Below are 26,795 nucleotides of genomic sequence, written 5' to 3'. Positions count from 1 at the left end.
GGTTCACGAAGTACTGGTACCAGGCGTAAGGCGAGGTCATCGACGGGTCGAGCCACACGCTGCCGCCGCCGGTGGACTTGCCGATCTTGCGGCCTTCGGAGTCGGTGACCAGTGGCGTGGTCAGCGCGTGCACGTGCGCGCCGTGCACCCGGCGGATCAGGTCCGTGCCGGCCACGATGTTGCCCCACTGGTCGGAGCCGCCGATCTGCAGCCGCACCCCGTGCCGCTCGAACAGCTCCCGGTAGTCGTTGGCCTGCAGCAGCATGTAGCTGAACTCGGTGTAGGACATGCCGTCGGTGTCCAGCCGGCGGCGGACCGTCTCCCTGGCCAGCATCGTGTTGATGGAGAAGTGCTTGCCCACGTCCCGGAGGAAGGTGCTGACCGGGGTCCGGCCGATCCAGTCCAGGTTGTTCGCCTCGATCGGCGGCACGTCCGGGTGACCGAAGTCGACCATGGTGGCGAGCTGGCCGCGCAGCCGGTCGGCCCACTCGCGGACGGTCTCCTCGGAGTGCAGCGCGCGCTCCCCCACGTCACGGGGGTCGCCGATCAGCCCGGTGCCCCCGCCGGCGAGCAGCACCGGGCGGTGGCCGGCGTTCTGGAAACGCCGGAGCACCAGCATCTGGACCAGGTGACCGGCGTGCAGGCTGGGCGCGGTCGGGTCGAAACCGCAATAGAGGGTGAGCGGGCCGTCGTCGAGGTCTCGCCGCAGCGCGTCGAGGTCGGTGGACTGCGCGATCAGGCCGCGCCAGGACAGCTCGTCAAGGATGTGCTCACTCACGACGCTTATCTTCGCCGACGGCGGTGGCGCGCACGCAACGGGTTTGCGCGGGAGCCGCTCAGCGCGTCTTCGACCGGACCTTGCCACCACGCCGGTAGGCCGACACCGCGGCCGAACCGGCCACCCAGAACCGCCACGGCGTGTCCATCGCGGCCGCCACGCCCACCCGCGGGCCGCTGCTGATCTCCGCCGGCGGCACCCGCTCACCGCGGAGCAACCGGACCGGCGACGCGGGATCGAGCAGGTCGGCGCCGTTGTGCTCGGGGCCGATGCCGAGCGCGGAGGTCAGCCTGGCCGGGCCCTGGGCCAGCTGCTCGTCCTTGCGGGCGGCCTTGCGCCTCGTCCTGGCCAGCTCGGTGCCGGAGATCGTCTCGGCGGCGCGCAGCAGCACCGCGCCGGCCTCGCCGTCGGTCCTGCCCACCACGTTGGCGCAGAAGTGCATGCCGTAGACAAAGTACACGTACAGGTGACCCGCCGGGCCCCACATCACCTGGTTGCGCGGGGTGCGCCCGCGATAGCAGTGCGAGGCCGGATCGTCCTGCCCCCGGTACGCCTCGACCTCCACCAGCCGTGCGGCCACGGTGCCCTGCGGGCCGGCCGCCTCGATCACCGCGCCGAGCAGCAGCCCGGCCAGTTCCACCGGTTCGACGGAGAGCTCCGCCCGGCTGAACGGCCGTCCGTTCGCTGAAATTTCGCGACTCCTCTGGGTTTGTGACGTCCGCCAGTATCCACGGCCTCAGCTCAGCACGAGCTCACCGGTGCGGGTGGCCAGCGTGGCGGTGAGCGAAGGCCGCGCGGCATCGGTGACCTCGAGGTCGACGCCCAGTGTGCGCAGGATCGCCGAGATCGCGGCCGGGTCCGGGTGGGCAAGGCGCAGCTCCAGCAGGTGGGCGCCCTTGGCCGCGGTCTCCGCCGGATGCGCTGAGTCCGCCCAGTCGATCAGGAACGGCACCACTCCACCCTGGTCGTCGACCGGCCAGGCCAGCCGCCATGCCAGCAGGACCCCGTCCGGCCGCCGCCTGGACATCCCGAACGGCTCGGCGTAATCGTGCCCGGCGGCCACCGCGTCGAGGTCACGTACCCCGGCCGCCCAGGTGACCAGCCGCGGCGCGGCGAGGTCGTCGATGCCGAACATGCGAACGCCGTCGAACCCCGGCTGGCCGAGGTCCGGGCCGACCACCTCCAGGTACCGACCGTCACCGAGGTCGGCGAGGCAGTTGCGGGTGCCGAGGCCGACGTGCGGCCCGCCCTGGCTCAGTTCCACGCCCCGCTCCCGCAGCTCCCGCTCGGTGCCGGCCAGGTCGGGGGTGGCGTAGACGAGGTGGTCGATCATCCGCCCAGTGTGCCGCGGCTGCTTCAGCCGGTCTTCAGCCAGTCGCGGAACTCGGCGGCCTTGGCCACCAGCCGCTCGCGCTGCTCGGCGACCCGTTCGGGCGCGGTGCCGCCACGGGCGTTGCGGGAGGAGACCGAGCCCTCGACGGTGAGCACCTCGCGGACCTGCGGGGTGAGTGCCGGATGGATCTTCGCCAGCTCGTCGTCGGTCAGCTCGTCGAGGCCGGCGCCGCGCGACTCGGCGACCCGGACGCTCTCGCCAGCGGCCTCATGCGCCACCCGGAACGGAACCCCTTGGCGGACAAGCCATTCCGCGATGTCGGTGGCCAGGGTGAAGCCGGCGGGGGCCAGTTCGGCCAGCCGGTCGGTGTGGAAGGTGAGCGTGCCGACCATGCCGGCGATCGCCGGGAACAGCAGCTCCAGCTGCTCGACCGAGTCGAAGACCGGTTCCTTGTCCTCCTGCAGGTCGCGGTTGTAGGCCAGCGGCTGCGCCTTGAGCGTGGCCAGCAGCCCGGTCAGGTTGCCGATCAACCTGCCGGACTTGCCCCTGGTCAGCTCGGCCACGTCCGGGTTCTTCTTCTGCGGCATGATCGAGCTGCCGGTGGCCCACGCGTCGTCGAGGGTGACGTAGCCGAACTCGGCGGTGTTCCAGATGATCACTTCTTCGGCGAGCCTGGACAGGTTCACCCCGAGCATGGCCAGCACGAAGGCGAACTCGGCGGCGAAGTCGCGGGACGCGGTGCCGTCGATCGAGTTCTCCACACTGGCACCGAAACCGAGCTCGGCGGCGACCGCGTCCGGGTCGAGCCCGAGCGAGGACCCGGCCAGCGCCCCCGAGCCGTACGGCGACTCGGCGGCGCGGGCGTCCCAGTCGCGCAGCCTGCTCAGGTCCCGCAGCAGCGACTGGGCGTGCGCGAGCAGATGGTGCGCGAGCAGCACCGGCTGGGCGTGCTGCAGATGGGTGCGGCCGGGCAGGATCGCGTCCGGATGCCGCCGCGCCTGCGCGACCAGCGCGTCGAGCACGTCCAGCAGCCCTGCCCCGACCCGGCGGGCGGCGTCCCGCAGCCACATCCGGAACAGGGTGGCCACCTGGTCGTTGCGGGACCGGCCGGCCCGCAGCTTGCCGCCGAGCTCGGTGCCGGCGCGTTCGAGCAGTCCGCGTTCCAGCGCGGTGTGCACGTCCTCGTCGGCGACGGTGGGCGTGAACGCACCGGAGGCGACGTCCTCGGCGAGCACGTCCAGCGCACCGAGCATGGCGTCGAGCTCGGGCCCGGACAGCAGCCCCGCCTGGTGCAGCACCCTGGCGTGCGCACGCGAGCCGGCGATGTCGTACGGCGCCAGCCGCCAGTCGAAGTGCGTCGACGCGCTCAGTGCCGCCATCGCCTCGGCGGGCCCGCCGGCGAACCGGCCGCCCCAGAGCTGCACGGGGGGCTGCTGTTCCATGATGGGCGCTTTCCTCTCGGAGCTAGTTCTTCTGCTGACGCTTGGCGGCGATCTTGCTGGGCAGGCCCCAGAGCTGCACGAACCCCTTGGCCAGCGACTGGTCGAAGCTGTCGCCCTCGTCGTAGGTGGCCAGGTTGAAGTCGTACAGGGACTCCTCGCTGCGGCGCCCGTTGACCACCGCGGTGCCGCCGTGCAGCACCATCCGGATCTCGCCGGTCACGTGCTCCTGGGTCTTCGCGATGAACGAGTCCAGCGCCTCCTTCAGCGGCGAGAACCACAGGCCGTCGTAGACCAGCTCGCCCCAGCGCTGGTCCACCGTGCGCTTGAACCTGGCCACGTCCCGCTCCACGGTGACGTTCTCCAGCTCCTGGTGCGCGGTGATCAGCGCGATCGCGCCGGGCGCCTCGTAGATCTCCCTGCTCTTGATGCCGACCAGCCGGTCCTCGACCATGTCCAGCCGGCCGACCCCGTGCGCGCCGGCCCGGCGGTTCAGCTGCTGGATGGCCTCCAGCACGGTCACCGGCTCACCGTCGATCGCGACCGGCACGCCCTTGTCGAAGGTGATCACCAGCTCGTCCGGCGCCTGCCAGTGCACCGTCGGGTCGTCGGTGTAGGAGTAGACGTCCTTGGTCGGCGCGTTCCACAGGTCCTCCAGGAACCCGGTCTCCACCGCACGGCCCCAGACGTTCTGGTCCACCGAGAACGGCGAGGACTTGGTGACGTCGATCGGCAGGTTGCGGTCCTCGGCCCAGGCGATCGCCTTCTCCCTGGTCCACGCGAAGTCGCGCACCGGGGCGATCACCTTCAGGTCCGGCACCAGCGCGCCGAGGCCGACCTCGAACCGCACCTGGTCGTTGCCCTTGCCGGTGCAGCCGTGCGCCACGGTGGTCGCGCCGTGGTACTTGGCCGCCTCGGCGAGGTGCTTGACGATCACCGGCCGGGACAGCGCGGACACCAGCGGGTAGCGGTCCATGTAGAGCGCGTTCGCCTGCAGCGCGGGCAGGCAGTACTGCTCCGCGAACTCGTCACGGGCGTCGGCCACCACGGCCTCGACCGCGCCGCAGTCCAGCGCGCGCTGCCGGATGGTGTCCAGGTCCTCGCCGCCCTGGCCGAGGTCGACGGCCACGGCCACCACCTCGGCCCCGGTCTCCTCGGCGATCCAGCCGATCCCCACCGAGGTGTCCAGCCCGCCCGAGTACGCGAGCACCACCCGCTCAGTCTGCTTGCTCACCGTTGTTCTCTCCATTCAGGTCAACGTCCAAAGTAGACGATCGCTGCGCCAGTGCGGCGAAGCGTTCAGCCAGGTCCTTTCCGGTCAGCGGTTCCCTGGCGATCACCGCTACCGTGTCGTCGCCGGCGATCGAGCCGACGACCTCCTCCAATGCCGCCCGGTCGATCGCGCTGGCCAGGAACTGCGCCGCACCGGGTGGCGTGCGCAGCACCGTGAGGTTGCCCGAGGCGTCCGCCGAGACCAGCAGCTCGGCCAGCAGCCTGGACAGCCGGGAGGTGCCGCCCTGCACCCCGCGGACCGGGCTGCCGTCCTCCGGGATGACGTACACCGGCGCACCGGAGTCGGCACCCCGCAGCTTCACCGCGCCGAGCTCGTCGAGATCCCTGGACAGCGTCGCCTGGGTGACCTCGATGCCCTCGGCCGACAGCAGCTTCGCCAGCTCGGTCTGGCTGCGGATGGCCATGGTGGACACCAGCTCGGTGATCCTGGCCTGGCGGGCACGCCTGGTGGTCATCGTCGACCGCTCTGCTCGCTGAGCCAGACGAGCAGCGCCTTCTGGGCGTGCAGGCGGTTCTCCGCCTCGTCCCAGACCGCGCTGGCCGGGCCGTCGATCACCTCGTCGGTGATCTCCCAGCCGCGGTGGGCCGGAAGATCGTGCAGCACGATGGTGTCCCGCCCGGTCGCGGCCAGCAACTCGGCGTTGACCTGGTACGGCCGGAACGGCGCCACCCTGTCCTTGCCGTCGTTCTCCTGTCCCATCGACGTCCAGGCGTCGGTGGTGAGCACGTCCGCGCCGTCCACCGCGGCCCGCGGGTCGACGAAGACCTCGGCACTGCCGCCGGTTTCCGCGGCCCGCGCGCGCACCGCGTCCAGCACCCACGGCAGCGGGTGGAAGCCCTCCGGGGCGGCCACCCGGACGTGCAAGCCGGCGGTCACCCCGCCGAGCAGCAGCGAGTGGGCCATGTTGTTCCCCGCGTCGCCGAGGTAGGTCAGGGTGAGCCCGGCCGTCTTTCCCTTGCGCTCCCTGATGGTCTGCAGGTCGGCGAGGATCTGGCAGGGATGGAACTCGTTGGTCAGCGCGTTCACCACCGGCACCGACGCCTCCGACGCGAAGGACTCGATCCGCGCCTGGGCGAAGGTGCGCCAGACCACGATGTCCACATAGCGCGAAAGCACCCTGGCGGTGTCCTCGATGGTCTCTTCGCGGCCGAGCTGCATGGCACGCCCGTCCACCACCACCGGGTGCCCGCCGAGCTGGGCGATGCCGACCTCGAAGGAGAACCGGGTGCGGGTGGAGTTCTTCTCGAAGATCACCGCGACCGCCTTCGGCCCGGCGAAGGTGTCGCGGAACGGCTGCTTCTTCAGCTCGCCGGCGAGGTCGAGGACGGCGCTCTGTTCCTCGGGGCTGAGATCGTCGTCGCGCAAGAAGTGCCGCATCAGTGATGGTCCTTCAGTTCGTGGTGGAGTCGAGTGCGGCCGGGAACGCGGCCAGGAACTTCGTCACGTCGTGGTGGCTCAGGATCAGCGGCGGGGCCAGCCGGATGGTGTCCGGGGCGACCGGGTTGATCAGGAAACCCGCGTCCTGCGCGGCTTTGGCCACCGCCGGCGCGACCGGCTCGCGCAGCGCGATGCCGAGCAGCAGGCCGATCCCGCGGACCCCGGCGACCAGCGGGTGCGCCAGTTCCTCGATCCCGGCGGCGAGGTCCTTGCCGAGTGCGTCCACATGGTCGTTCAGGTTGTCCTTCGCGATGGTGCGCAGCACGGCCAGCCCGGCCGCGCAGCACACCGGGTTGCCGCCGAAGGTGGTGCCGTGCTGCCCCGGCCGCAACAACTCGCCCGCCTCGCCGACACCGATCACCGCGCCCAGCGGCAGGCCCCCGCCGAGCCCCTTGGCCAGGGTGATCACGTCCGGGATGATGCCCGCGCGCTGGAAGGCGAACCAGCCGCCGGTCCGGCCGATCCCGGTCTGCACCTCGTCCAGGATCAGCAGCGCGCCCGTCTGCTTGGTGATCTCCCGCGCCGCCTGCAGATAACCGTCCGGGGCCGGCACCACGCCGCCCTCGCCGAGCACCGGCTCCAGCACCACGGCCGCGGTCTGATCGTCCACAACGGACCGGAGCGCTTCGGCGTCACCGAACGGGACATGCGTGACCCCGGGGACCAGCGGCTCGAACGGCTCCCGCTTGGCGGGCTGGCCGGTGAGCGAAAGCGCGCCCATGGTGCGGCCGTGGAAGGCGCCCTCGCAGGCGACCACCTGGTGCCTGCCGGTCAACCTGCTGATCTTCAGCGCGGCCTCGTTCGCCTCCGCGCCGGAGTTCACAAAAAGGATTCTGCCCTGCCCGCGCAGGCCCGCCACGTCCAGCAGGGTCTCGGCCAGTTCGACCGCGACCGGGTTGCCGTACAGGTTCGAGGTGTGCCCGAGCGAGGCGATCTGCTCGGACACCGCGCGGACCACCTCGGGATGCGCGTGCCCGAGCGCGTTCACCGCGATGCCGCCGACCAGGTCGAGGTACTCGCGGCCGTCGGCGTCCCGGACGTACGCGCCCTCGCCGCCGACCAGGGTCAGCTGCGGGGTGCCGTAGTTGTCCATCAGCGCGGACCGCCAGTGCTCCTGGCCGTCTACATTGGACTCGATTTCGGCGGTCACCTTTCCTCCTCCGGCAGCACCATGGTGCCGATTCCCCTCGACGTGAAAACCTCCAGCAGCAGCGAGTGCGCCAGCCTGCCGTCGATCACGTGCGCCCGCCGCACCCCACCGCGGATGGCGCGCACGCAAGCCTCCATCTTCGGGATCATGCCGCTGGCCAGTCCTGGCAGCAGCCGCTCCAGCCGGTCCACCCGGATCCGGTCGATCAGCGAGGACCGGTCCGGCCAGTTCGCGTACAGGCCCTCGACGTCGGTCAGCACGACCAGCTTCTCCGCGCCCAACGCGGCGGCGAGCGCACCGGCCGCGGTGTCCGCGTTGACGTTGTGCACCACGCCGTCCACGTCCGGGGCGACCGTGGACACCACCGGGATGCGCCCGGCGTTGACGATGTCCAGTACCGCGTCCGGGTTCACCGTGGCCACCTCGCCGACCAGTCCGATATCGACGGCTTCACCGTCCACCACGGCCTTGCGGCGGCGGGCGGTGAACAGCCGGGCGTCCTCGCCGGAGATACCCACGGCATACGGCCCGTGCGCGTTGATCAGCCCGACCAGCTCGCGGCTGACCTGACCGACCAGCACCATGCGTACGATGTCCATGGTCTCCGGAGTGGTCACCCGCAGCCCGCCCTTGAACTCGCCGACCAGCCCGAGCCGGTCCAGCATCGAGGTGATCTGCGGGCCGCCGCCGTGCACCACCACCGGGCGCAGGCCCGCCATCCGCATGAACACCATGTCCTGCGCGAAAGCGGTCTTCAGCTCGTCGTCGATCATGGCGTTGCCGCCGTACTTGACCACCACGGTCGCGCCGTGGAACCGCTGCAGCCACGGCAGCGCCTCGATCAGCACCCCGGCCTTGTCCGCGGCGGTGGCCAGCCGTTCGTCTGCAGGCCCGATCGCTTCGGTGTTTGTTTGAGAACTCGCACCGCGATCACGTCGACGGGGCGCTCCTTGGCGGGTTCGCCCACCTTCCACAGGCGGGCGCCCCGCCACCGCGCTAGCGGGGCCTTCGGCCGGGCGAGTTCCGTGGCCCCGGTTGTCCAGGCCCCCACGGTTTTCCGCGCTGTCATCTGCAGGGCTCATGTCGAGTAGGCCGAATTCTCGTGCACGTAGGCGTGCGTGAGATCGTTGGTCCAGATGGTCGCGGCCGCGACCCCGGCCTTGAGATCGACCCGGACGTCCACCGCGCGTCCGGTCAGGTCCACCTTTTCGCGGGACTCCCCCGGCTCGCCGCCGCGGCAGACCCAGACCCCGTTGAAGGCGACGTCCAGCCTGGACGGCTCGAACACCGCGCCGGTGGTGCCCACCGACGCCAGGATGCGGCCCCAGTTCGGGTCCTTGCCGAAGACCGCGCACTTGAACAGGTTGCTCCTGGCGATCGCCCTGCCGACCTCCACCGCGTCCGCCTCGGAGGCGGCGTTGACCACCTCGATCGCGATGTCGTGATCGGCGCCCTCGGCGTCCCCGAGCAGTTGCTGTGCCAGGTCGTGGCAGACGTCCCGCAGCGCCTCGCCGAACTCGACCGGGCCCGGCTCCACCCCGGAGGCGCCGTTGCAGAGCAGCACCACGGTGTCGTTGGTGGACATGCAGCCGTCGGAGTCGAGCCGGTCGAAGGTCAGCCCGGTGGCCTCCCGCAGCGCCCGGTCCGCGGTCTCCGCGCTGACCACCGCGTCGGTGGTCAGCACCACCAGCATCGTGGCCAGTGCCGGGGCCAGCATGCCGGCGCCCTTGGCCATACCGCCGATGCGCCAGCCGTCGCCGTGGTGCACGACCTCCTTGCTGCGCGTGTCGGTGGTCATGATCGCTTCGGCGGCGGCAGGGCCGCCGTCCGCGGACAGCCGCTCGGCGGCCTGGTCCACCCCGGCGGCGAGCTTGTCCGCGGCGAGCTGCTCACCGATCAGGCCGGTGGAGCACACCACGACCTCGATGGCGCCGATGCCGAGGTGCCCGGCGACCTGCTCGGCGGTGGCGTGCGTGTTCTGGAAGCCCTGCGGGCCGGTGTAGCAGTTCGCGCCCCCGGAGTTGAGCACCACCGCGCGGGCCCGGTTGCCGTCGAGCACGCGTTCGCTCCACAGCACGGGGTTGGCCTTGCAGCGGTTGGCGGTGAACACCGCGGCCGCGACGTCGGCAGGGCCGTCGTTGACCACGAGCGCGACATCCGGTTTGCCACTGGGCTTGAGCCCCGCGGTGACCCCGGCGGCCCGGAAACCCTGTGGCGCAGTGATCGTCATGGTGCGACTCCTACCGTGGAAAGTCCGGTGGTCTCGGCGAGCCCGAGCGCGAGGTTCATCGACTGCACGGCACCGCCGGCAGTGCCCTTGGTCAGGTTGTCGATCGCGGCTACCACGACCAGCCTGCCCGCGTCGGCGTCGACCGCCACCTGGAGCTGGACGTTGTTCGAGCCGACCGTCGCCGCGGTGGACGGCCAGCGGTCGGCGGGCAGCAGCTGCACAAAAGGCTCGGTGGCGTAAGCCTTCTGGTAGACCGCCCTGGCCGCCGCACTGTCCACTCCGGACACCAGCGGTGCGCTGGCGGTGGTCAGGATGCCGCGTGGCATCGGGGCCAGCACCGGGGTGAACGAGACGGTGACCGGCCTGCCGGCCACCGCGCCGAGGTTCTGCGCGAACTCCGGTGTGTGCCGGTGCGCGCCGGCGACCCCGTAGACACTGGCCGAGCCCATCACCTCGGAGCCGAGCAGGTGCGGTTTGAGGCTCTTGCCCGCGCCCGAGGTGCCGGTGACCGACACGAAGGTGACGTCGGGTTCCACCAGCCCTTCGGCCAGGGCCGGCGCCATCGCCAGGGTGCCGCCGGTCGGGAAGCAGCCCGGCACCGCGATCCGCTTGGCCCCGGCCAGCAGCGACCTGGCCCCCGGCAGCTCCGGCAGGCCGTACGGCCAGGCGCCGGCGTGCTCGCCGCCGTACCAGCGCTGCCAGTCGGCGGCCGCGGTCAGCCGGTGGTCCGCGCCGAGGTCAACGACCAGCACGTCCTGGCCGAGCTTCGCGGCGAGCTCGGCGGAATGCCCGTGCGGCAGCGCCAGGAAGACCACGTCGTGCCCGGCGAGGGTTTCAGCGGTGGTTTCAGCCAGCACCCGGTCCGCCAGTGGCGCCAGGTGCGGCTGGTGCCCGCCCAGCTCGCTGCCCGCGCTGCTGGCGGCGGTCAGCACGCCGATCTCGACCTCGGGGTGCGTCAGCAGCAGGCGAAGGAGTTCTCCGCCCGCGTATCCGCTCGCCCCTGCCACCGCGACCTTGACCGTCATGCGAATGATTATGCATCACTACGCAAGATCACTCAACCGGGGTGTCTCCAAGCCGGGCAATGAGGTCGGTGAGATCGGTGAGCGCCCGGCCGAGCGGAAGGTCGACCCGGACGGCCGCGTACTGGTCGCCGCGGGTCTCGCCGTGGTTGACGATGAGCACCGGCTTGCCCGCCTTGGCCGCGTACCGGACGAACCGGAGGCCCGACATGACGGTCAGCGAGGAGCCGAGGACCAGCAGCGCGGCGGCTTCATCCACGAGGCGGTAGCACCGTTCCACCCGCGATCGGGGCACGTTCTCACCGAAGAACACGACGTCCGGTTTGAGCACCCCGGACCCGCAGCCGCCGCAGGCGACCAGCCGGAACCCGCGCACCACCTCGTCGGCGAGCTCGACGTCACCGTCCGGGTTGATCCGGGTGGCCGTGCCCCCGAATTCCGGGTTCGCCGCCCGCAGCCGCCGGTCCAGGTCCTCCCGCGCACTCGTGCGTCGGCAGCCGAGGCAGATCACCCGGTCCAGGCTGCCGTGCAGCTCGACCACGCCTGGCGTACCGGCCGCCTGGTGCAGCCCGTCGACGTTCTGGGTGATCACGCCGGAGAGGTAGCCCTCGGCACGCAGCGCGGCCACCGCGAGATGCCCGTCGTTCGGGCTCGCGCGGGCGATCGTCCGCCAGCCGAGGTGGCTGCGGGCCCAGTACCGGCGACGGCCCGCTTCGCTGCCGACGAACTCGTCGTAGGTCATCGGGGTATGCCGGCGAAGGCTGCCCTCCGCACCGCGGTAGTCGGGTATGCCGGACTCGGTGGACAGCCCGGCCCCGCTCAGCACCACCACCCGGCGCCCGGCGACGACCCGGACGACCTCGTCCAGGCTGGTGGTCCGCGGCGGTGATTCGCCCGTGGATTCGCCCGTGACCGTCCAGGTGAGTGTCGGTCGTGTCCGCACGATCGCAGCCTACGTGCCGTACCGCCCGGCCGGGGTCAGCCGATGAAACCGCTGGCCTTCAACCAGTCCCTGGCCACCGCATTCGGGTTCTGGCCCTCGACGCTGACCTTTTTGTTCAGCTCCATCAGCGTCGGCGTGTCGAGCTTGGCCGCGATCGGCGCGAACAGCTGCTCGAGCTGCGGGTACTGCTGGGCCACCGGACCGCGGACGGCGAGGGCCGGGTTGTAGATCGGGAAGAACTGCTTGTCGTCCTGCAGCACGGTCAGGTTCTGCGCGGACACCCGGCCGTCCGTCGAGGCGACCTCGCCGAAGTTGCAGGTGTCGCCCTTGCCAAGGGTGGGGTAGATGACGGCGTCGTTAACCAGGTGCTCCTGTGCCTCCGGCAGGTCGAAGCCGTAGGTCTTCTCCAGACCGGGGAAGCCGTCGTCCCGGCTGCGGAACTCGGGGCCGATGCAGGTCGAGGCGGCGGCCGGGTTCTGCTTCACCAGCGCCGCGTACTCGGACAGGGTCTTCACGCCGAACTGCGCGAGCGCCTTCTGGTTCACCGCGATCGCGTAGGTGTCGTTGGCAGGTGAACGGGCCCACCAGGTGACGTTGTTCGCGGCGTCCTCCTTCTTCACCGCGTCGAAGAGGGCCTGCGGGTCGGTGACCGGTTCGGTCTTGTTGAGGAAGCTGATCCAGCCGGTCCCGGTGTACTCCCAGTACAGATCCACGGCGCCGGTGGTGAGCGCCTGGCGGACGTTGCTGGAGCCGGTGATGTTGGTCCGGTCCTCCGGCGCCGCGCCCGCGGCCTGCAGGACGACCATGGTGAGCTGGCCGAGCAGCAGCTGCTCGTCGAACTCCTTCGAGCTGACCTTGATCGGCGCACCGCTGAGCGCCTCGATCTTCTGGATCGAGCCGCCGCCGGCCGGCGCCTGGCCCTTGTCGTCGGAGATCGTGCAGCCGGCGGTGAGGGCGGTGGCCGCGATGAGCGCGAGCGCGGCCGCCACTCGGCGTTGGATGCGCATGGACTTCTCCTCGTGGTGTCGGTCGGGACGATCAGATGCCGCGGGGCCGCAGGACCTCCTCCGCGAGCAGGCCCAGCCAGTCGGCGAAGAGTGCGAGTACGGCGACGAGAATGCCGAAGGTCAGACTCAGCGTCGGCCGGTAGAGGCCGACCCCGGCGACGAGCCCGCCGCCGAGACCGCCGCCGCCGATGAAAGTCGCCAGTGTCGCGCTGGCGATGGTGAGCACCAGCGCGGTCCGGATGCCGGCGAGGATCACCGGGACCGCGAGTGGAAGCTCGATGCGGGCCAGTACGGCCAGTCTCGACATGCCCATCCCCCTGGCCGCGTCGGTGACCGTCGGGTCGATGCCCTCGATGCCGACGATGGTGTTGCGCAGCACGGGCAGCGTCGCGTAGACCACCAGCGCCGCCAGCGCCGTGCCGAACCCGGTGCCGACCCACAGCGCGAGCAGCACCACCAGCCCGATGGACGGAATCGCCTGCCCCAGGTTGCCAAGCCCGAGGCCGACCGGTCTGATCCACCTGGCGGACGGCCGGGTGAACAGGATGCCGAGCGGGACGGCGATGACGATGGTGAACAGGGTCGAGAGCAGCGAGAGCCCGATGTGGTCGAACAGCTCGGCCTTGATCTCCTGGCCGTTGAGGTAGCGCTGCTCGATCGAGTCGATCGGCCGCGAACCCACCACGAGGTAGAGCACCAGCAGCACCAGCGCGAGCAGGACCGGCCGGACGAGCAGGCCGCGCCAGCGCGGGCGCCGCCGGGCGGCGACCTGCGGAACCGGGCTGGGCGCGGGATCGGGTAGTGCCTCCAACGGCTCGGGCGGCCCGCTCTCGCCGGGAACGACCGCGCGGTCCGGCGCCACCGCCGAGGGCCGCAGCGCGGAGACCACGCCCGGCAGGTCGAACACCCCGAGCGCGCGGCCGGTGCCCGCCCCGTCCTCGGTCACCAGCACGGTTTCCCGGCCCGTGCTCAGCATCGTCTCCAGCGCGTCCCGCAGGGTGGCGTCGGCGGACACCGACGGCAGGCCGGCGGTGTCCGCGGGCACCGCGCCGAGGGTGGCCTCGCGCAGCCGCATCAGCGCGAGCCGCTTGAGCCTGCCGCCCGCGCCGATGAACCGCGCCACATAGTCGTCGGCCGGTGCGGCGAGGATCGCCTCCGGAGTGTCGTACTGCGCGATCACCGACTGCGGGCGCAGCACCGCGATCCGGTCGCCGATCTTGAGCGCCTCGTCGAAATCGTGCGTGACGAACACGATCGTCCTGCGCAGTTCCCGCTGCAGGCGCAGGAACTCGTCCTGCAGGCGGGCGCGGGTGATCGGGTCGGTGGCCCCGAACGGCTCGTCCATCAGCATCACCGGCGGGTCCGCGGCCATCGCCCGCGCCACGCCGACCCGCTGCTGCTGGCCGCCGGAGAGCTCGTGCGGATAACGGCGGGCGTACTCACCGGAAAGCCCGACGCGTTCGAGTAGATCCGCGACCCTGGCGGCGACCCGATCGCGGTTCCAGCCGAGCAGGCGTGGCACCAGCCCGATGTTGCCGGCGACGCGCAGGTGCGGGAAAAGGCCGACCTGCTGGATCACGTAGCCGGTGTTGCGGCGGTGCTCGTCCGCGTCGAGCGTCAGCACATCGGTACCGCCGATCGTGATCTCACCCGACGAGGGCTCGATCAGCCGGTTGATCATCTTCATCGTGGTCGTCTTGCCGCAGCCGGACGGCCCGACCAGCACCACGATCTCGCCCGCCGGGATCCGCAGGCTGACCCGGTCCACCGCCGGGTCCCGCTGGCCGCGGTAGCGCTTGGTGACCTCGCGCAGCTCGATCGTCTCGCCGTGGCGCCCCGCCGGGCCCTGCACCGCCTTCGGCCCGCGAGCGGCAGCCGCGGGCGTGCCGGACGCCGACCGGCGCACCGTGGTCAACCTGCTGATCAGCACGAAGGCAAGGTCGAACAGCAGCGCCAGCACCACGATGCCGAGGGTCCCGGTCAGCACCTGGTTCAGCGAGTTGACCGAGCCGAACCGGCCGAGGCCGTCGAAGATCTCGTTGCCGAGACCCGGGCCCTTCACGTAGGCACCGATGGCCGCGATGCCGATGGTGATCTGCGTCGACACCCGGATCCCGGACAGGATCACCGGCCAGGCCAGCGGCAGCCGCACCCGCCACAACAGCCTGCCCCGGCCGAGTCCCATGCCCAGCCCGGCATCGACCACGGCCCTGTCGACGCCGCGCAGCCCGACCACCGTGTTGCGGGTGATCGGCAGCAACGCGTAGAGCACCAGCGCGATCAGCACGTTCGTGGTGCCGAGGCCGACCACGCCGATCAGGATGCCCAGCAGCGCGATCGAGGGGACGGTCAAGAACACCGCCGTGGTGGTCGTCGCGAAGGCCGCCAGCGCCGGTCGCAGGTAGGTGAGCACCCCGATCGTGACGCCGATGAGCACGGCGAGCGCCATCGCGGCCAGGACCAGATCGACGTGCAGGATCGCGTGGTTGAGGATGGCGATCCAGTTTTCGCGGAGATACTCGGACCAGCTCAGTGCCTTACTCCTCCACGTCAGGGGACCCGGGCAAGGGTGATCGTCGCTCGTGCGGGGTCAAGCCGATCACGACGACGGCCGTCCTGTCCACTGGCCTTTCGCGTTCCGCGCGGGAATCCGGTGGCTGGTGGCCCCTGGCAGCACCAGGGGCCACCAGCCACCGCGATCAGTAGGGCTAGTCGCCTTCGAGCACCGCGCTCACCTCCTCGGCGGCCCGCCGGCTCGGTGGCTCCGGCAGGTAATGGCCGGGGCGCTCGGGATCGCAGCCGACCCTGGGCAGCCGGGACCGGATGGCGCCGGGGGTGCGCTCGAAGTGCTCAGCGACCTCCGGCACGCCCTCCCCGGCGAGCCAGCGCCGCTCCAGCTCGGCGTCCATCTCCTCGGTCCACGGCTGACCTTGGCGGGCGGCCCGCCGTGGTGGTCTTCGACGACCGGGCTCGCTGAGCACCGAGTGCTGCCGCAGCACCTCCGACAGCACGGTGCCGAGCATCGCCGCGGCCGCGGTGTCCACCTCGAGCCTGCCGTCGGCCACCGGCTCGCCCTCCGGCCCGGCCGCACCGACCTGCACCGAAATGCGGGCCGTACCGTCCTCGTGCTCTTCGCCCCGCAGCGCCGCGACCGCGATGCGGAAGGTGTGCGCGCCGACCCGGAGCTCGGTCCGTTGTTCTTCGATGATGTTCATGGTGCGACGCTAACCCGGGGCACCGACAGTTTCGTCACCCATCGCGCTCGGGTGACTTCGTTCTGAAGTGGCACAACGGAAAAGTGGATTCGGGACGGCTCAGCGGCCCACGAGCACCCGCCGCAGTTCGGCCGGTTTCGCTGAGTCTTCGGCGTTCTCGGCGTTTCCGGACCTCGGCGCCGCCACGCCGTCCGGGACCGGATCCGGCAGCGGCGCGCATTCGGTGTCCGCCCGGTCGCCCGGCTTGCGCGGCGGCAGCTTGCCGTCGGCTAGGTAGGCCGCGATCTGGTCGTCCACACAGGCGTTGCCGGCAAGCGAATCCGCGTGCGTCGCGCCGCCCGGCTCCGCGATCAGGCTGGCCTTCGGGAACCTGCGGCGCGTCTCCAGGCTGCCCTCGAACGGTGTCGCCGCGTCCAGGGTCTCGCCGATCAGCAACGCGCCGGCCACCTTCCGGCCGTCCACCTCGACCGGCTTGCCCGCCTTCGCCGGCCAGTATCGGCACGGCGCGTTGAACCAGGCGTTGCCCCAGGTGTTGAACGGGGCGCGGAAATGCGTGGTCCAGTTGTCGAACCGCCACTGCTGCCAGCTCGGCGGCCACTGCACATCGGTGCACTGCACCCCGTTGTAGACGGCGAACCCGTTGTCGTCGCCCGGCGGGTTCGAGTCTTCGAACATCGCCTTGAGGGTCTGCCAGTCACCGCCGTGCACCCAGCCTGCGAAGGCCCCGGCGATGTCCTTCCAGGTGTCCCGGTAGTACCCGGCCTGCAGGAACACGTCGGTCCACTCGTCCGGGCCGAACACACCACCGGCCGGGGTCTCGGCCAGCTTCTTCTGCTCGCTGTAGAACAGTTTCTCCACGGTGGCCCCGGAATCACCGAGGTGGTAGACGCCGTCGTACTGGGCGACCCAGTCGAAGAAGATCTTGATGTTGCGGTCGAAGGCGACGTCCTGGTCCAGGTTGGCCTGGTACCAGACCTTGCGCGCGTCGACGTTGCTGTCCAGCACCATCCGGCGGACCCGGTCCGGGAACATCGTGCCGTACACCTGCCCGAGATAGGTGCCGTAGGAGAAGCCGTAGTAGTTGATCTGCCGCTCGCCCAGCGCCTCGCGCAGGCTCTCCATGTCCCGCGCGACGTCGGTGGTCTTGAGGTGCTCGAGCAACGGGCCGTTCTTTTCGCATGCCTTGGCGTAGTTCTCGGACCGGGTCAGCCAGGCGCGCTCCAGTTCCGGGGTCGAGGGCACGTACTCCGGACGGTCGTAGCCGAAGTAGTTCCCGTCGCAGCTGAGTGCCGGCTTGCTGGAACCGACCCCGCGCGGGTCGAAACCGATCCAGTCGTAGGCGTTCCCCGCGCCGCCGGGCACGGCCCCGCCGAGGACCGAAAGGCCGAGCCCGGAACCACCGGGACCGCCCGGGTTCACCAGCATCACGCCCTGCGAGTTCGGGGTCTTGTGCCTGACCCGCGACACCGCGAGCGAAACCCGCGGCCCGTCCGGTTCGCGGTAGTCCATCGGGACTTCCAGGAAACCGCATTCGGCACCGGCCTTCTTCAGGCGATCCGACTGGCAGGCGCCCCAGGCGATCGGCGCCGGGCTGAACCCCTGCGCCGCGGTGGCCGGACTGCCGGCGGGGGCGAGCAACAGGCCGCCCGCCAGTGCGCCGACGACCATTGTCGCGGCAGCTGTTCTGATCACTTCGGTCCTTTTGTCGGCGTGTTCTTTCCCGATCGGAGGCTAGCGAACAGCCAAGCCGAAGCCGTGCACATTTCCATCCCCCATTAGTCGGTATTCACGCCAGGGAACCGGTCAAAGCGAACTTGTCGGTGCGGCGCAGTACGCTCGCGATGACCGGGCCGGAAGGGGACTCAATGGACCCAAAAGACACAGTGGACACACGAGACGTCGGAGAACCGGTGGGCGCGCTGGTCCGCGCGGCGCGAGCGGGGCTCGCCGAACTGGGCGATCCGGAAAAGGCCACCGAGATGCGGCGCTACATGAAGTCCGAGATGCCGTTCCGGGGAGTGCCGAAACCGGAGCGCGCCGGCCTGGCGCGGCGGCTGTTCGCCGCGCACCCGCTACCGGACGCCGGTACCTGGGCCGCCACCATCCGCACCCTGTGGCGCACCGCGGAGTTCCGCGAGGAGCGATATCTCGCGATTGACCTGAGCGGGCACCGGGCCTACGCCGGCTGGCAGGGCACCGGAATGCTGCCGGTCTACGAGGAGATGATCGTGACCGGCGCCTGGTGGGACTTCGTGGACGAGGTGGCCATCCGCAGGGTCGGGCCACTGCTGCGCGCCGCACCCGAGACGCTCACCCCGATGCTGCGGGGCTGGGCGGTGGACGAAGACCTGTGGCGGCGGCGCACCGCGGTGATCTGCCAGATCGGAGCCAAGGACAAGACCGACACCGAACTGCTGACCGACACCATCGAGTCCACAGTGTCCACTCCGGACGGACTGGACTTCTTCATCCGCAAAGGAATCGGCTGGGCCCTGCGGGACTACAGCAAAACGGACCCGGACTGGGTGCGCGCCTTCGTCACCGCACATCCCGCCCTGTCGCCACTTTCCGTCCGCGAGGCGCTGCGCCGTCTCCCGGCCCGGACAGACTGAAGGCCGCCTTGCCGAACACGGCGAGGCGGCCTTCACCCTGAGTCAAGCGCGCAGGGCCGCGCCGAAACGCTCCGCCGCCACGGCAACCGCCGCGTCGCGGGCGGTGGTGGCTTCGTCCACGGTCAGCGTGCGGTCCGCCGCCCGGAACCTCAGCTTGTAGGCCAGTGAGCGCTTGCCCTCGCCGACCTGATCCCCGGTGTAGGCGTCGAACAGCCGGACGTCCTCCAGCAGCTCGCCGCCGCCCTCGACGAGCGCACCGGCCAGCTCGGCCGAAGGCACCCCGGCGTCCGTCACCAGCGCCACGTCCAGCAGCACCGGCGGGTACGCCGACACCTCGGGGGCCGGCCTGCCCTCGGGCAGCGGGATGGCGTCCAGATCGAGCTCCATCGCCACGGTCCGCTTCGGCAGGCCGAGCGCTTCGACCACCTTCGGGTGCAACTCGCCGGCGTGCCCGACCGGCCAGTCGCCGACCCGCAGCTGCGCGCAGCGGCCAGGATGCCACGGCGGCAGGTCGGCCGCGCGCACCTGGAGCTCCACCCCGGCCGCGGCGGCGACGGTACGGGCCGCCTGCACGGCGTCCGCCCAGTTCGCCTGCTCGCCGGGGCCCCACCAGCCGGACCGCGCGCGCTGACCGGTGAGCACCACGGCGACGTGCTGCGGCTGGTTCGGCAGCGCTGCCTGCAGCGCGGCCAGCTCCTCATCGGTTGGCCGCTGGTCGACACCGAGCACCGGCACCGCCCGCTGCTTCGCCTTCGGCAGCACGACCTGCCCGATGTGGTACAGCGCGACATCCTTGAAACCGCGGGAAGTGTTGCGCTGCAAGGTTTCCAACAGACCCGGCAGCAGCGTGCTCGCCAGCTGGTCCTTTTCGGACTCCAGCGGGTTGCGCACCCGGACGGTGTTGCGCCGGGAGTCGTCCTCGGCCAGCCCGAAGGCATCCCAGACGGACGCCGAGATGAACGGGAAGGGCAGCACCTCCACGTAACCGGACTCGGCCAGCGCGCGGGAGACCGTACGCCGCCGCCGCTGAACCTCGGTCAGTCCCCGTCCCGCGGGCGCCGGCGGCAGGATCGACGGGATGCTGTCGTAGCCCTCCAGCCGCAGCACCTCCTCGACCAGGTCGGCCGGCTGCAGCAGGTCGCCCCGCCAGCTCGGCGGAACCGCGGTCACCAGCCCGGTGCCGTCGTCACCGGTGCCGATGGTGACCTTGCAGCCGATCTGACCGAGCCTGCGCACAGTCACCCCGCGCTGGTAGCGCACCCCAGCCACCTGGTCCGGCAGGTTGATCGGCATGGTGATCGGCGCGAGCGGGACGACCTCGCCCTCGTCGGTGCGGCCGGGCTGGATGCTGCCGTCGCCGTACTGGCGCAGCAGCCGTGCCGCGAACTCCACCGCCGCCGCGCACAGCTGCGGATCGGTGAACCGCTCGAACCGCTTGGCCGCCTCCGAGTAGAGCTTGTGGCGGCGGGCCGTGCGGCTGATCGACGCCGGGTCCCAGTGCGCGGCTTCGAGCAGCACGTCGGTGCTCTCGGTGCCGATCTCGGTACCCGCGCCGCCCATGGTGCCGGCCAGCGAGACCGCGCCGGTGTCGTCCGCGATCACCACGTCGTCCTGGCTGAGCTCGCGCTCGACATCGTCCAAAGTGGTCAGTTTCTCGCCGGCCTTCGCCCGGCGCACCACCAGATCGCCCTTGACCGACGCGGTGTCCCAGGCGTGCAGCGGGTGCCCGAGCTCGATCATCACGTAGTTGGTCACGTCCACGGCCAGCGAGATGGACCGGATCCCGGCCAGCATCAGCCGCCGCCGCATCCACCACGGCGTCGGCGCGCTCGCGTCCAGGCCCTTGACCCGGCGCAGCACGAACCGCGGGCAGCCGAGCGGGTCCTCGATCCGGACCGGCCAGGCGTCGCCCTCCGCCTCCGGGATCTCCACGTTGGCCGGGTCGCCGAAGGGCACGTCCAGCGCGTTCGACAGTTCCCTGGCCAGGCCGCGGATGGACAGCGCGTAGCCGCGGTCCGGTGTCGGCGCCAGCTCGAGCACGGTGTCGTCGAGGCCGAGCACCTCGTGCGCGTCGTCGCCGGGGCTGGCGGTGGCCGGGGGCAGCACCATGATGCCGCCGTGATCGTCACCGAGGCCGAGCTCCCTTGCCGAGCAGATCATGCCGTCGCTGACCCGGCCGTAGGTCTTGCGGGCCGTGATGGTGAAGTCGCCGGGCAGCACCGCGCCCGGCAGCGCCACCACGACGAGGTCGCCCTCGACGAAGTTCGAGGCGCCGCAGATGATGCCCCTGGTCCGGATGCCGGTGGGACCGCCCTCTTCGTCGGTCTCCTGCTCCTCGGAAGCCTCCTCGCCGACCTCGACCCGGCAGTACCGGATCGGCTTCTTGAACTCCGTCAGCACCTCGATCTCGGCGACCCGCCCGATCACCAGCGGGCCGGTGACGGTGCCGAGCGGCTGCACGTCGTCGACCTCGACGCCGATCCGGATGAAGGCGTCGACCAGCTCCTGCGCTCCGACGGCCTCGTCGAGTTCGAGGTGGCTCTTCAGCCAGCTCACCGGGACTCGCACTCAGGCCTCCGTTCCGAAGGGAAGGGTGAAGCGGATGTCGCCCTCCACCATGTCTCGCATGTCCGGGATTCCGTTGCGGAACTGCAGGGTGCGCTCCAGCCCCATGCCGAAGGCGAAGCCCGAGTACACCTCGGGGTCGACCCCGCAGGCCCGCAGCACGTTCGGGTTGACCATGCCGCAACCGCCCCATTCGACCCAGCCGGGCCCGCCCTTCTTGTCCGCGAACCAGACGTCCATCTCGGCGGACGGCTCGGTGAACGGGAAGAAGTTCGGGCGCAGCCTGGTCTTGGCCTGCTCGCCGAAGATCGCGCGGGCGAAGGCGTCCAGCGTGCCCTTCAGGTGGGCCATGGTCAGGCCCTTGTCCACCGCCAGCCCCTCGACCTGGGAGAAGACCGGGGTGTGCGTGCTGTCCAGCTCGTCCGAGCGGTAGGTCCGGCCTGGGCAGACCACGTAGACCGGCAGGTCGCGGTAGAGCAGCGACCTGGCCTGCACCGGCGAGGTGTGCGTGCGCAGCACCATCCCGGAGCCTTCTTCGCCGGCGTAGAAGGTGTCCTGCATCTGCCGCGCGGGGTGGTCCTTGCCGAAGTTCAGCGCGTCGAAGTTGAACCACTCGGCTTCCAGCTCGGGGCCTTCGGCGACCTCCCAGCCCATCGCCACGAAGGCGTCCGCCACCCGCTCGGCCACCGTGGTGACCGGGTGCCGGGCGCCGCGGGGCGTCCGGTCCCATGGCAGCGTGACGTCCACCGTCTCGTCGCGCAGCACCCGCTCGTCCCGCTCGGCGAGCAGCACGGTGCGCCGCGAGTCGAACGCGGCCTGGATGGCCTGGCGGGCCTCGTTGACCCGCTTGCCCGCCTCGGCCTTCTCCTGCTTGGGCAGCGCGCCGATCTCCCGGCGGGCCAGCATCAGCGGCGCGTTGTCCCCGAGGTGGGCCGGCTTGATCGCGGCCAGCGCGTCCAGGTCGGTGGCGGCGTCGAACTCCGTCTCGGCCTTCTTGACGGCCGCCTGCAGCGTTTCCGGCGCGAGCGTGTCGGCCGTGCCCGTCTTGGGCTCCTGCTTGTCGTTGGCTCCCGACATAACTCCTCGGCGTCCGCTTTGACGGGGTTCTCGGCGCCGGCATGGCGCGGCTGAACGTGGGCGATTACCCGCAGATTCTAGGCGACCCAGCTCGACCGACCACCGGGAACCCTCACCTGGCCGCGCGGGTGGCGCCAAGATCGACACCGGCAGGCTAATCCACCTGCCGCCGTGCCGCCATCGCGGTTCCGTACAGGCAGACCGCCGCGGCGGTGGCCAAGTTCAGGCTCTCCGCCTTGCCGTAGAGCGGGATCCGGACGGCTTCGTCCACCGCCGCCAGCACCTCGTCCGGCAGGCCGTGCGCCTCGTTGCCGAACACCCATGCGGTGGGCGCGGCCAGGTCCATCCGGTCCAGCTGCTGTTCGGCGTAGCCGTGCGCGGCCAGCACGCGCAGCCCGGCGTCCCGGCAGGCGCGCAGCGCGGCCGCGGTGTCGCGGACCCTGGCCACCGGCAGCTGGAACAGGCTACCCGCGGAGGCGCGCACGCATTTGCCGTTGTGCGGATCGACACTCGTGCCGGCGAGCAGCACCGCGTCCGCCCCGGCCGCGTCGGCGACCCGGAGCACGGTGCCCGCGTTACCGGGATCCGACACGTCCGCCAGCACTGCGACCAGGCGCGGCGCGGCGGGCAGCACGGTCTCCAGCGGCTGGTCCAGCAGTGCGCATACCGCCACGATGCCCTGCGGCGTCACCGTTTCGGACAGCCCGGCGGCGGCGCGGTCGGTGATCGGCGAGACCGGCACGTCCAGTTCCCTCGCCAGCTCGACGAGCTCGGCGTACTGCTCCGCGGCCCGTGCCGTGACGAACAGCTCGCGGAGGAAACCGGGATCGGCGCGGTGCTTGGACAGCGCCGGGCCGATCGCGTTCGCACCCTCGGCCAGGAACCGACCGGTCCGGTCGCGCTCGGCGCGCCGGGTCAGCCGCCCGGCAGCGACAACCCGGGGGGTCCGCTCGGTGAACGGATCCGCCCCGGGTTGCGGGTGCTGGTTTCGCCGGGTCAGGCCGACTTCTTCGCGTCGGTCGTCACGTTCTGCTTGGCCAGCTCGGCCAGCGCGGTGAACGCGGCGGCGTCGTTGACCGCCAGGTCGGCGAGGATCTTGCGGTCGACCTCGACCCCGGCGGCCTTCAGGCCCTGGATGAACCGGTTGTAGGTCACACCATTCTGCCGGGCGGCCGCGTTGATCCGGGTGATCCACAGCTGGCGGAAGTCACCCTTGCGGGCACGGCGGTCCCGGTAGGCGTAGTTGAGCGAGTGGAGCGTCTGCTCCTTGGCCTTGCGGTAGAGCCGCGAACGCTGGCCGCGGTAACCGCTGGCCAGTTCGAGAGTTGCGCGACGCTTCTTCTGGGCGTTGACCGCCCGCTTGACGCGTGCCACGGGTCCATCCTGTCGATCTCAGGGGGCGCGGGGAGCGCCCCGGGGTTTACAGCAAGTTCGATTCGGTCAGCGACCGAGCAGGCGCTTGACCCGAGGAACGTCGTTCTTCGCGATCTCGGTGGTGCCCTCCAGCCGGCGGGCGACCTTGCTGGCCTTCTTCTCCATCAGGTGACGGCGGCCGGTCTTCTGCCGGCGGAGCTTGCCGGTGCCGGTGATGCGAACCCGCTTCGAGGTCCCGCTGTGCGTCTTCATCTTGGGCATGCTCAAATTCCTCTTTCATGGGGCAGCACACCGGAAAACCGGTGTGCTGCCGACTGCGTCGGGGCTATCCGGCCGTCAGGACTCGACGGCTTCCGGAGTCGCCTTCGGCTTCGCCTTCAAGTTCTTGTGCGGCGCCAGCACCATGATCATGTTGCGGCCGTCCTGCTTCGGGGAAGACTCCACGAAGCCGAGCTCGGCGACGTCGTCGGCGAGCTTCTGCAGCAGCCGGAAACCGAGCTCCGGCCTGGACTGCTCGCGACCACGGAACATGATCGTCACCTTGACCTTGTTACCAGCCGCGAGGAAGCGGGACACGTGCCCCTTCTTCGTCTCGTAGTCGTGCTGGTCGATCTTGGGACGCAGCTTCTGCTCTTTGATTACGGTCAGCTGCTGGTTACGACGCGACTCACGGGCCTTCTGCGCGCTCTCGTACTTGAACTTGCCGAAGTCCATGAGCTTGCATACCGGCGGCCGTGCCTGCGGTGCGACCTCAACGAGGTCGAGATCCGACTCCTGAGCGAGCCGCAGCGCATCCTCGATCCGGACGATGCCGACCTGTTCGCCGTTGGGTCCGACGAGACGGACCTCCGGCACCCGGATTCGGTCGTTGATGCGTGTCTCGGAGCTGATGGGGCCTCCTTGGTCCGAGTTATAGGGGTACTACTCGTTCTCGACCTGGTGCCCACACAGATCGAGCCCCGTCACCAGTACCGTCCGGTACTGACGCGCGGGGCCCTGTTTTCCGATCGCGTCCGGCAACGGGTGCTCGGACGCTCCGCCGAACGTGCCACCTGAAGGTGGGTCATGTTCAGCGAGACCGGACCCGGCCGCCTGATGGAGCTCGACGGCGACGCGGGTGGGAGCGGGGCTCCACTTGCGGCCCCCGATCGCTCAGGGGCTGGTCGCTCGTGGAAGGGTACCAGACGTGTCGGACAACGCTTCTCGCCAGCCTGAAAATTCCCCTGCCCCCGACCCCGCCGACGTGCGCGGGCTGGAGGAGATCCCGAGTGTAGAGGTGATCAGCAGGGCGGCGGTCATGCTGCTGTCCGCGGCGGCCGAACGGCTCGGTCTCGCCGACGCGGACCCGGAGTCCAGCCCGCACCGCGACCTGGACGAGGCGCGGCGGCTGATCACCGCACTGGCCGGGCTGGTCACCGCCTCCGCGGAGTACCTCGGGCTGCACGCGGCCCCGCTGCGCGACGGGCTCCAGTCGCTCCAGAAGGCGTTCCGCGAGGCGTCCTCCGTTCCGGATGCCCCTGGCCAGGGGCCTGGAGAGAAGTACACCGGCCCGGTCTACTGACCCCTGCGGAGCGGAACGGAAATCGCTTTCCGTTCCGTTGACTGGCAGCTAACATTTCAGATGTGAGTGTGCTTGAGCCGGTCCGGCGGACCCTGCTGCGCGACGAGGCCTACGAACTGATCCGCCGCGCCATCATCGAAGGCGAGCTCGCCCCCGGTGCGCCACTGCGCGACGGGGAGCTGGCCACCGAGCTGGGGCTGTCCCGCGCGCCGGTGCGCCAGGCACTGACCCGGCTGGTCTCGGAGGGGCTGGCCGAGTCGAAGCCGCAGAGCTTCACCAGGGTCGCGCCGGCGGTCAGCGACGACGTGCGCGACGCCCTGCACCTGGTGCGCACGCTGCACGAGTTCGCGGTCCGCACCGCGCTGCCCCGCTTCACCGCGGCGGAGGTGGCCAGGATGCGGGCGGCGAACCGGCGATTCGCCGCCGCGATCGAGCGCGGGGACGTGCCGGCCGCGATCGCCGCGGACGACGAGCTGCACGGCATCCCGGTGGCCGCCTGCCGAAACCGCGCGGTCGCGGACACGCTCGACCGGTACACCCCGCTGCTGCGCCGGCTGGAGCGGGCGCGGTTCAGCACGCTGCCGGCACATCGGTCGGTGCGCCGGCACGAGCAGCTCATCGACGCGATCGCCGCCGGCGACGCGGACCAGGCCGCCAGGATCGCCGGCACCATCTGGGCCGACCTGGCTCCCCTGCTGGAAGTCTGAGAGGCGCCCATGTCACTGGAGTCCTTCCCCCGCTACCCGTTGCTGTTCGGGCCGTCGCCGGTGCATCCGCTGGACCGGCTCACCGGCCACCTCGGCGGGGCGCGGATCTGGGCCAAGCGCGAGGACGTCAACTCGCCGCTGGCCTTCGGCGGCAACAAGACCCGCAAGCTGGAGTACCTGGTCGCGGACGCGCTGGCGACCGGTGCGGACACGCTGGTCTCGATCGGCGGGGTGCAGTCCAACCACACCAGGCAGGTCGCCGCGGCCGCCGCCAAGGCCGGCCTGAAAGCCGTGCTGGTGCAGGAGAACTGGGTGGAGTGGGCGGACCCCGGCTACCACCGGGTCGGCAACATCCAGCTGTCCAGGCTGATGGGCGCCGAGATCCGGCTGGGCGACGAAGGTTTCGGCATCAGCTTCAAGCGGAGCTGGGAAGAGGCCGTCGCGGAGGTCGAGAGCCGCGGCGGCCGTCCGTATCCGATTCCGGCCGGTGGTTCGGACCACCGGCTCGGCGGGCTCGGGTTCGCCAGGTGGGTCGCCGAACTGGAGATACAGGAGCGGGAGCTCGGCGTCTTCTTCGACACCGTGGTGGTCTGCTCGGTCACCGGCAGCACCCAGGCCGGCATGATCGCGGGCGCCGCGCTCGGCGCACGGCCACGGCGGATCATCGGCATCGACGCCTCGGCCAAGCCGGCGGAGACCAGGGCGCAGGTCGCCAGGATCGCCCGCGACACCGCCGCGCTGATCGGGTTGCGCCGGGAGCTGCGGGACGACGAGATCGAACTGGACGAGCGCTATCACGCCGGGGTGTACGGCGTCCCGGACGAATCCACCGTGCACGCGATGCGGACCGCCGCCGAACTGGAGGCGCTGATCACCGACCCGGTGTACGAGGGGAAGTCCATGGCCGGGCTGCTCGACCTGGTCGGCGGCGGGGAGATCGGCCTCGACTCCACCGTGCTGTTCGCCCACCTCGGCGGCCAGCCCGCCCTCAGCGCCTACAGCGCCGTCCCCTGACATGCAGCGAAGGCCACCTTCACTGCGTTGAACGCAG

Annotated in this window: 25 protein-coding genes and 3 pseudogenes (1 of these 28 running past the window's edge); 4 read left to right on the top strand and 24 right to left on the bottom strand. The window is 70.9% G+C overall.

Annotated elements, in window-relative coordinates; translation table 11 throughout:
- The 18 genes and pseudogenes from tyrS to AMYNI_RS0131180 all read right to left on the bottom strand — a co-directional run.
- On the bottom strand, positions 1-778 hold the 5' portion of the coding sequence (gene tyrS, locus AMYNI_RS0131260) for a tyrosine--tRNA ligase (protein ID WP_020672041.1). It extends 497 nt beyond the left edge of the window; 778 of the gene's 1,275 nt are visible here — the first part of the coding sequence; it begins with the start codon at positions 776-778; its stop codon lies beyond the left edge, outside the window.
- A 58-nt stretch (positions 779-836) separates the two neighbouring features.
- Positions 837-1,469, bottom strand: coding sequence for a DNA-3-methyladenine glycosylase (locus AMYNI_RS0131255; protein ID WP_026361180.1), 633 nt, complete (start codon positions 1,467-1,469; stop codon positions 837-839).
- A 45-nt stretch (positions 1,470-1,514) separates the two neighbouring features.
- Positions 1,515-2,111 (bottom strand): VOC family protein, encoded by a 597-nt coding sequence (locus AMYNI_RS0131250; protein WP_020672039.1) that lies wholly within the window; start codon positions 2,109-2,111, stop codon positions 1,515-1,517.
- 23 nt (positions 2,112-2,134) lie between these two features.
- Positions 2,135-3,553, bottom strand: a complete 1,419-nt coding sequence (gene argH, locus AMYNI_RS0131245; RefSeq protein ID WP_020672038.1) for an argininosuccinate lyase — start codon at positions 3,551-3,553, stop codon at positions 2,135-2,137.
- A 22-nt stretch (positions 3,554-3,575) separates the two neighbouring features.
- A complete protein-coding gene (locus AMYNI_RS0131240; protein WP_040406102.1) occupies positions 3,576-4,799 on the bottom strand; it encodes an argininosuccinate synthase in 1,224 nt (407 codons plus the stop codon).
- Positions 4,768-5,298 (bottom strand): arginine repressor, encoded by a 531-nt coding sequence (locus AMYNI_RS0131235; protein WP_020672036.1) that lies wholly within the window; start codon positions 5,296-5,298, stop codon positions 4,768-4,770. Before AMYNI_RS0131235 ends, AMYNI_RS0131240 begins: the two co-directional genes overlap by 32 nt.
- Positions 5,295-6,224, bottom strand: coding sequence for an ornithine carbamoyltransferase (gene argF / locus AMYNI_RS0131230; protein WP_026361178.1), 930 nt, complete (start codon positions 6,222-6,224; stop codon positions 5,295-5,297). The genes AMYNI_RS0131235 and argF overlap by 4 nt, the downstream gene beginning before the upstream one ends.
- A 10-nt stretch (positions 6,225-6,234) precedes the next feature.
- Positions 6,235-7,431 (bottom strand): acetylornithine transaminase, encoded by a 1,197-nt coding sequence (locus AMYNI_RS0131225; RefSeq protein WP_020672034.1) that lies wholly within the window; start codon positions 7,429-7,431, stop codon positions 6,235-6,237.
- A complete protein-coding gene (gene argB, locus AMYNI_RS0131220; protein WP_026361177.1) occupies positions 7,428-8,327 on the bottom strand; it encodes an acetylglutamate kinase in 900 nt (299 codons plus the stop codon). Before argB ends, AMYNI_RS0131225 begins: the two co-directional genes overlap by 4 nt.
- 182 nt (positions 8,328-8,509) lie before the next feature.
- Complete coding sequence (gene argJ, locus AMYNI_RS0131215; RefSeq protein ID WP_020672032.1) at positions 8,510-9,661, bottom strand: bifunctional glutamate N-acetyltransferase/amino-acid acetyltransferase ArgJ; 1,152 nt, start codon at positions 9,659-9,661, stop codon at positions 8,510-8,512.
- Positions 9,658-10,686 (bottom strand): N-acetyl-gamma-glutamyl-phosphate reductase, encoded by a 1,029-nt coding sequence (argC, locus tag AMYNI_RS0131210; protein ID WP_020672031.1) that lies wholly within the window; start codon positions 10,684-10,686, stop codon positions 9,658-9,660. Before argC ends, argJ begins: the two co-directional genes overlap by 4 nt.
- A gap of 28 nt (positions 10,687-10,714) precedes the next feature.
- The gene (locus AMYNI_RS0131205; RefSeq protein ID WP_020672030.1) at positions 10,715-11,626 is read right to left on the bottom strand and encodes an NAD-dependent protein deacetylase; all 912 of its coding nucleotides are present in this window, start codon (positions 11,624-11,626) and stop codon (positions 10,715-10,717) included.
- A 35-nt stretch (positions 11,627-11,661) separates the two neighbouring features.
- Positions 11,662-12,633, bottom strand: coding sequence for a glycine betaine ABC transporter substrate-binding protein (locus AMYNI_RS0131200; RefSeq protein ID WP_040406100.1), 972 nt, complete (start codon positions 12,631-12,633; stop codon positions 11,662-11,664).
- A gap of 31 nt (positions 12,634-12,664) precedes the next feature.
- Positions 12,665-13,183, bottom strand: a pseudogene (locus AMYNI_RS50820) (ABC transporter permease); the annotation flags it as partial.
- Between the two features lie 321 nt (positions 13,184-13,504).
- A pseudogene (locus AMYNI_RS50815) lies at positions 13,505-14,485 on the bottom strand (ABC transporter ATP-binding protein); the annotation flags it as partial.
- A 75-nt stretch (positions 14,486-14,560) separates the two neighbouring features.
- Positions 14,561-15,082 (bottom strand): annotated as a pseudogene (locus tag AMYNI_RS50810) (ABC transporter permease); the annotation flags it as partial.
- A 259-nt stretch (positions 15,083-15,341) separates the two neighbouring features.
- Positions 15,342-15,848, bottom strand: a complete 507-nt coding sequence (locus AMYNI_RS0131185; RefSeq protein WP_020672026.1) for a hypothetical protein — start codon at positions 15,846-15,848, stop codon at positions 15,342-15,344.
- A 99-nt stretch (positions 15,849-15,947) separates the two neighbouring features.
- Entirely contained in the window at positions 15,948-17,516 is a 1,569-nt protein-coding gene (locus AMYNI_RS0131180; protein ID WP_020672025.1) for an alpha/beta hydrolase, read from the bottom strand.
- A gap of 197 nt (positions 17,517-17,713) precedes the next feature.
- On the opposite strand from AMYNI_RS0131180, the gene AMYNI_RS0131175 reads away from it, so the two are divergent.
- Entirely contained in the window at positions 17,714-18,460 is a 747-nt protein-coding gene (locus AMYNI_RS0131175) for a DNA alkylation repair protein (protein ID WP_051116386.1), read from the top strand.
- 42 nt (positions 18,461-18,502) lie between these two features.
- Here the strand turns inward: AMYNI_RS0131175 and pheT are convergent, their stop codons facing one another.
- The 6 genes from pheT to infC form a co-directional block, all read right to left on the bottom strand.
- On the bottom strand, positions 18,503-21,028 hold the full coding sequence (gene pheT, locus AMYNI_RS0131170) for a phenylalanine--tRNA ligase subunit beta (protein ID WP_020672023.1): 2,526 nt from the start codon (positions 21,026-21,028) through the stop codon (positions 18,503-18,505).
- Positions 21,029-22,102, bottom strand: coding sequence for a phenylalanine--tRNA ligase subunit alpha (gene pheS, locus AMYNI_RS0131165; RefSeq protein ID WP_020672022.1), 1,074 nt, complete (start codon positions 22,100-22,102; stop codon positions 21,029-21,031). It abuts the gene before it with no gap.
- Between the two features lie 154 nt (positions 22,103-22,256).
- Positions 22,257-23,102 carry a TrmH family RNA methyltransferase gene (locus tag AMYNI_RS0131160; RefSeq protein WP_084628725.1) on the bottom strand — a complete coding sequence of 282 codons (846 nt, stop codon included), beginning with the start codon at positions 23,100-23,102 and terminating at the stop codon, positions 22,257-22,259.
- The gene (gene rplT / locus AMYNI_RS0131155) at positions 23,099-23,476 is read right to left on the bottom strand and encodes a 50S ribosomal protein L20 (protein WP_020672020.1); all 378 of its coding nucleotides are present in this window, start codon (positions 23,474-23,476) and stop codon (positions 23,099-23,101) included. The genes AMYNI_RS0131160 and rplT overlap by 4 nt, the downstream gene beginning before the upstream one ends.
- 66 nt (positions 23,477-23,542) lie before the next feature.
- Positions 23,543-23,737 carry a 50S ribosomal protein L35 gene (rpmI, locus tag AMYNI_RS0131150; protein ID WP_020672019.1) on the bottom strand — a complete coding sequence of 65 codons (195 nt, stop codon included), beginning with the start codon at positions 23,735-23,737 and terminating at the stop codon, positions 23,543-23,545.
- A gap of 75 nt (positions 23,738-23,812) precedes the next feature.
- Positions 23,813-24,331 (bottom strand): translation initiation factor IF-3, encoded by a 519-nt coding sequence (gene infC / locus AMYNI_RS0131145; RefSeq protein WP_020672018.1) that lies wholly within the window; start codon positions 24,329-24,331, stop codon positions 23,813-23,815.
- Positions 24,332-24,662: 331 nt separating this feature from the next.
- Here infC and AMYNI_RS0131140 point away from each other — a divergent pair, with 331 nt between their 5' ends.
- From AMYNI_RS0131140 to AMYNI_RS0131130, 3 genes are all read left to right on the top strand, one after another.
- Positions 24,663-25,037 carry a DUF1844 domain-containing protein gene (locus tag AMYNI_RS0131140; RefSeq protein ID WP_026361174.1) on the top strand — a complete coding sequence of 125 codons (375 nt, stop codon included), beginning with the start codon at positions 24,663-24,665 and terminating at the stop codon, positions 25,035-25,037.
- Between the two features lie 68 nt (positions 25,038-25,105).
- Positions 25,106-25,744, top strand: a complete 639-nt coding sequence (locus tag AMYNI_RS0131135) for a GntR family transcriptional regulator (RefSeq protein ID WP_020672016.1) — start codon at positions 25,106-25,108, stop codon at positions 25,742-25,744.
- A 9-nt stretch (positions 25,745-25,753) separates the two neighbouring features.
- Entirely contained in the window at positions 25,754-26,758 is a 1,005-nt protein-coding gene (locus tag AMYNI_RS0131130; protein ID WP_020672015.1) for a 1-aminocyclopropane-1-carboxylate deaminase, read from the top strand.
- Positions 26,759-26,795 lie beyond the last annotated feature (37 nt).

Origin of the sequence: Amycolatopsis nigrescens CSC17Ta-90, assembly GCF_000384315.1 — a bacterium.
Lineage (GTDB): Bacteria > Actinomycetota > Actinomycetes > Mycobacteriales > Pseudonocardiaceae > Amycolatopsis > Amycolatopsis nigrescens.
This window is presented reverse-complemented; position numbering and strand designations above follow the sequence as displayed.

Coding starts and splice junctions, on each gene's coding strand:
- AMYNI_RS0131250 (WP_020672039.1), bottom strand. CDS start 2,111: ATGATCGACCACCTCGTCTACGCCACCCCCGACCTGGCCGGCACCGAG.
- argH (WP_020672038.1), bottom strand. CDS start 3,553: ATGGAACAGCAGCCCCCCGTGCAGCTCTGGGGCGGCCGGTTCGCCGGC.
- AMYNI_RS0131240 (WP_040406102.1), bottom strand. CDS start 4,799: ATGGAGAGAACAACGGTGAGCAAGCAGACTGAGCGGGTGGTGCTCGCG.
- AMYNI_RS0131235 (WP_020672036.1), bottom strand. CDS start 5,298: ATGACCACCAGGCGTGCCCGCCAGGCCAGGATCACCGAGCTGGTGTCC.
- argJ (WP_020672032.1), bottom strand. CDS start 9,661: ATGACGATCACTGCGCCACAGGGTTTCCGGGCCGCCGGGGTCACCGCG.
- argC (WP_020672031.1), bottom strand. CDS start 10,686: ATGACGGTCAAGGTCGCGGTGGCAGGGGCGAGCGGATACGCGGGCGGA.
- AMYNI_RS0131200 (WP_040406100.1), bottom strand. CDS start 12,633: ATGCGCATCCAACGCCGAGTGGCGGCCGCGCTCGCGCTCATCGCGGCC.
- AMYNI_RS0131185 (WP_020672026.1), bottom strand. CDS start 15,848: ATGAACATCATCGAAGAACAACGGACCGAGCTCCGGGTCGGCGCGCAC.
- AMYNI_RS0131180 (WP_020672025.1), bottom strand. CDS start 17,516: ATGGTCGTCGGCGCACTGGCGGGCGGCCTGTTGCTCGCCCCCGCCGGC.
- AMYNI_RS0131175 (WP_051116386.1), top strand. CDS start 17,714: ATGGACCCAAAAGACACAGTGGACACACGAGACGTCGGAGAACCGGTG.
- pheS (WP_020672022.1), bottom strand. CDS start 22,102: ATGTCGGGAGCCAACGACAAGCAGGAGCCCAAGACGGGCACGGCCGAC.
- rpmI (WP_020672019.1), bottom strand. CDS start 23,737: ATGCCCAAGATGAAGACGCACAGCGGGACCTCGAAGCGGGTTCGCATC.
- AMYNI_RS0131130 (WP_020672015.1), top strand. CDS start 25,754: ATGTCACTGGAGTCCTTCCCCCGCTACCCGTTGCTGTTCGGGCCGTCG.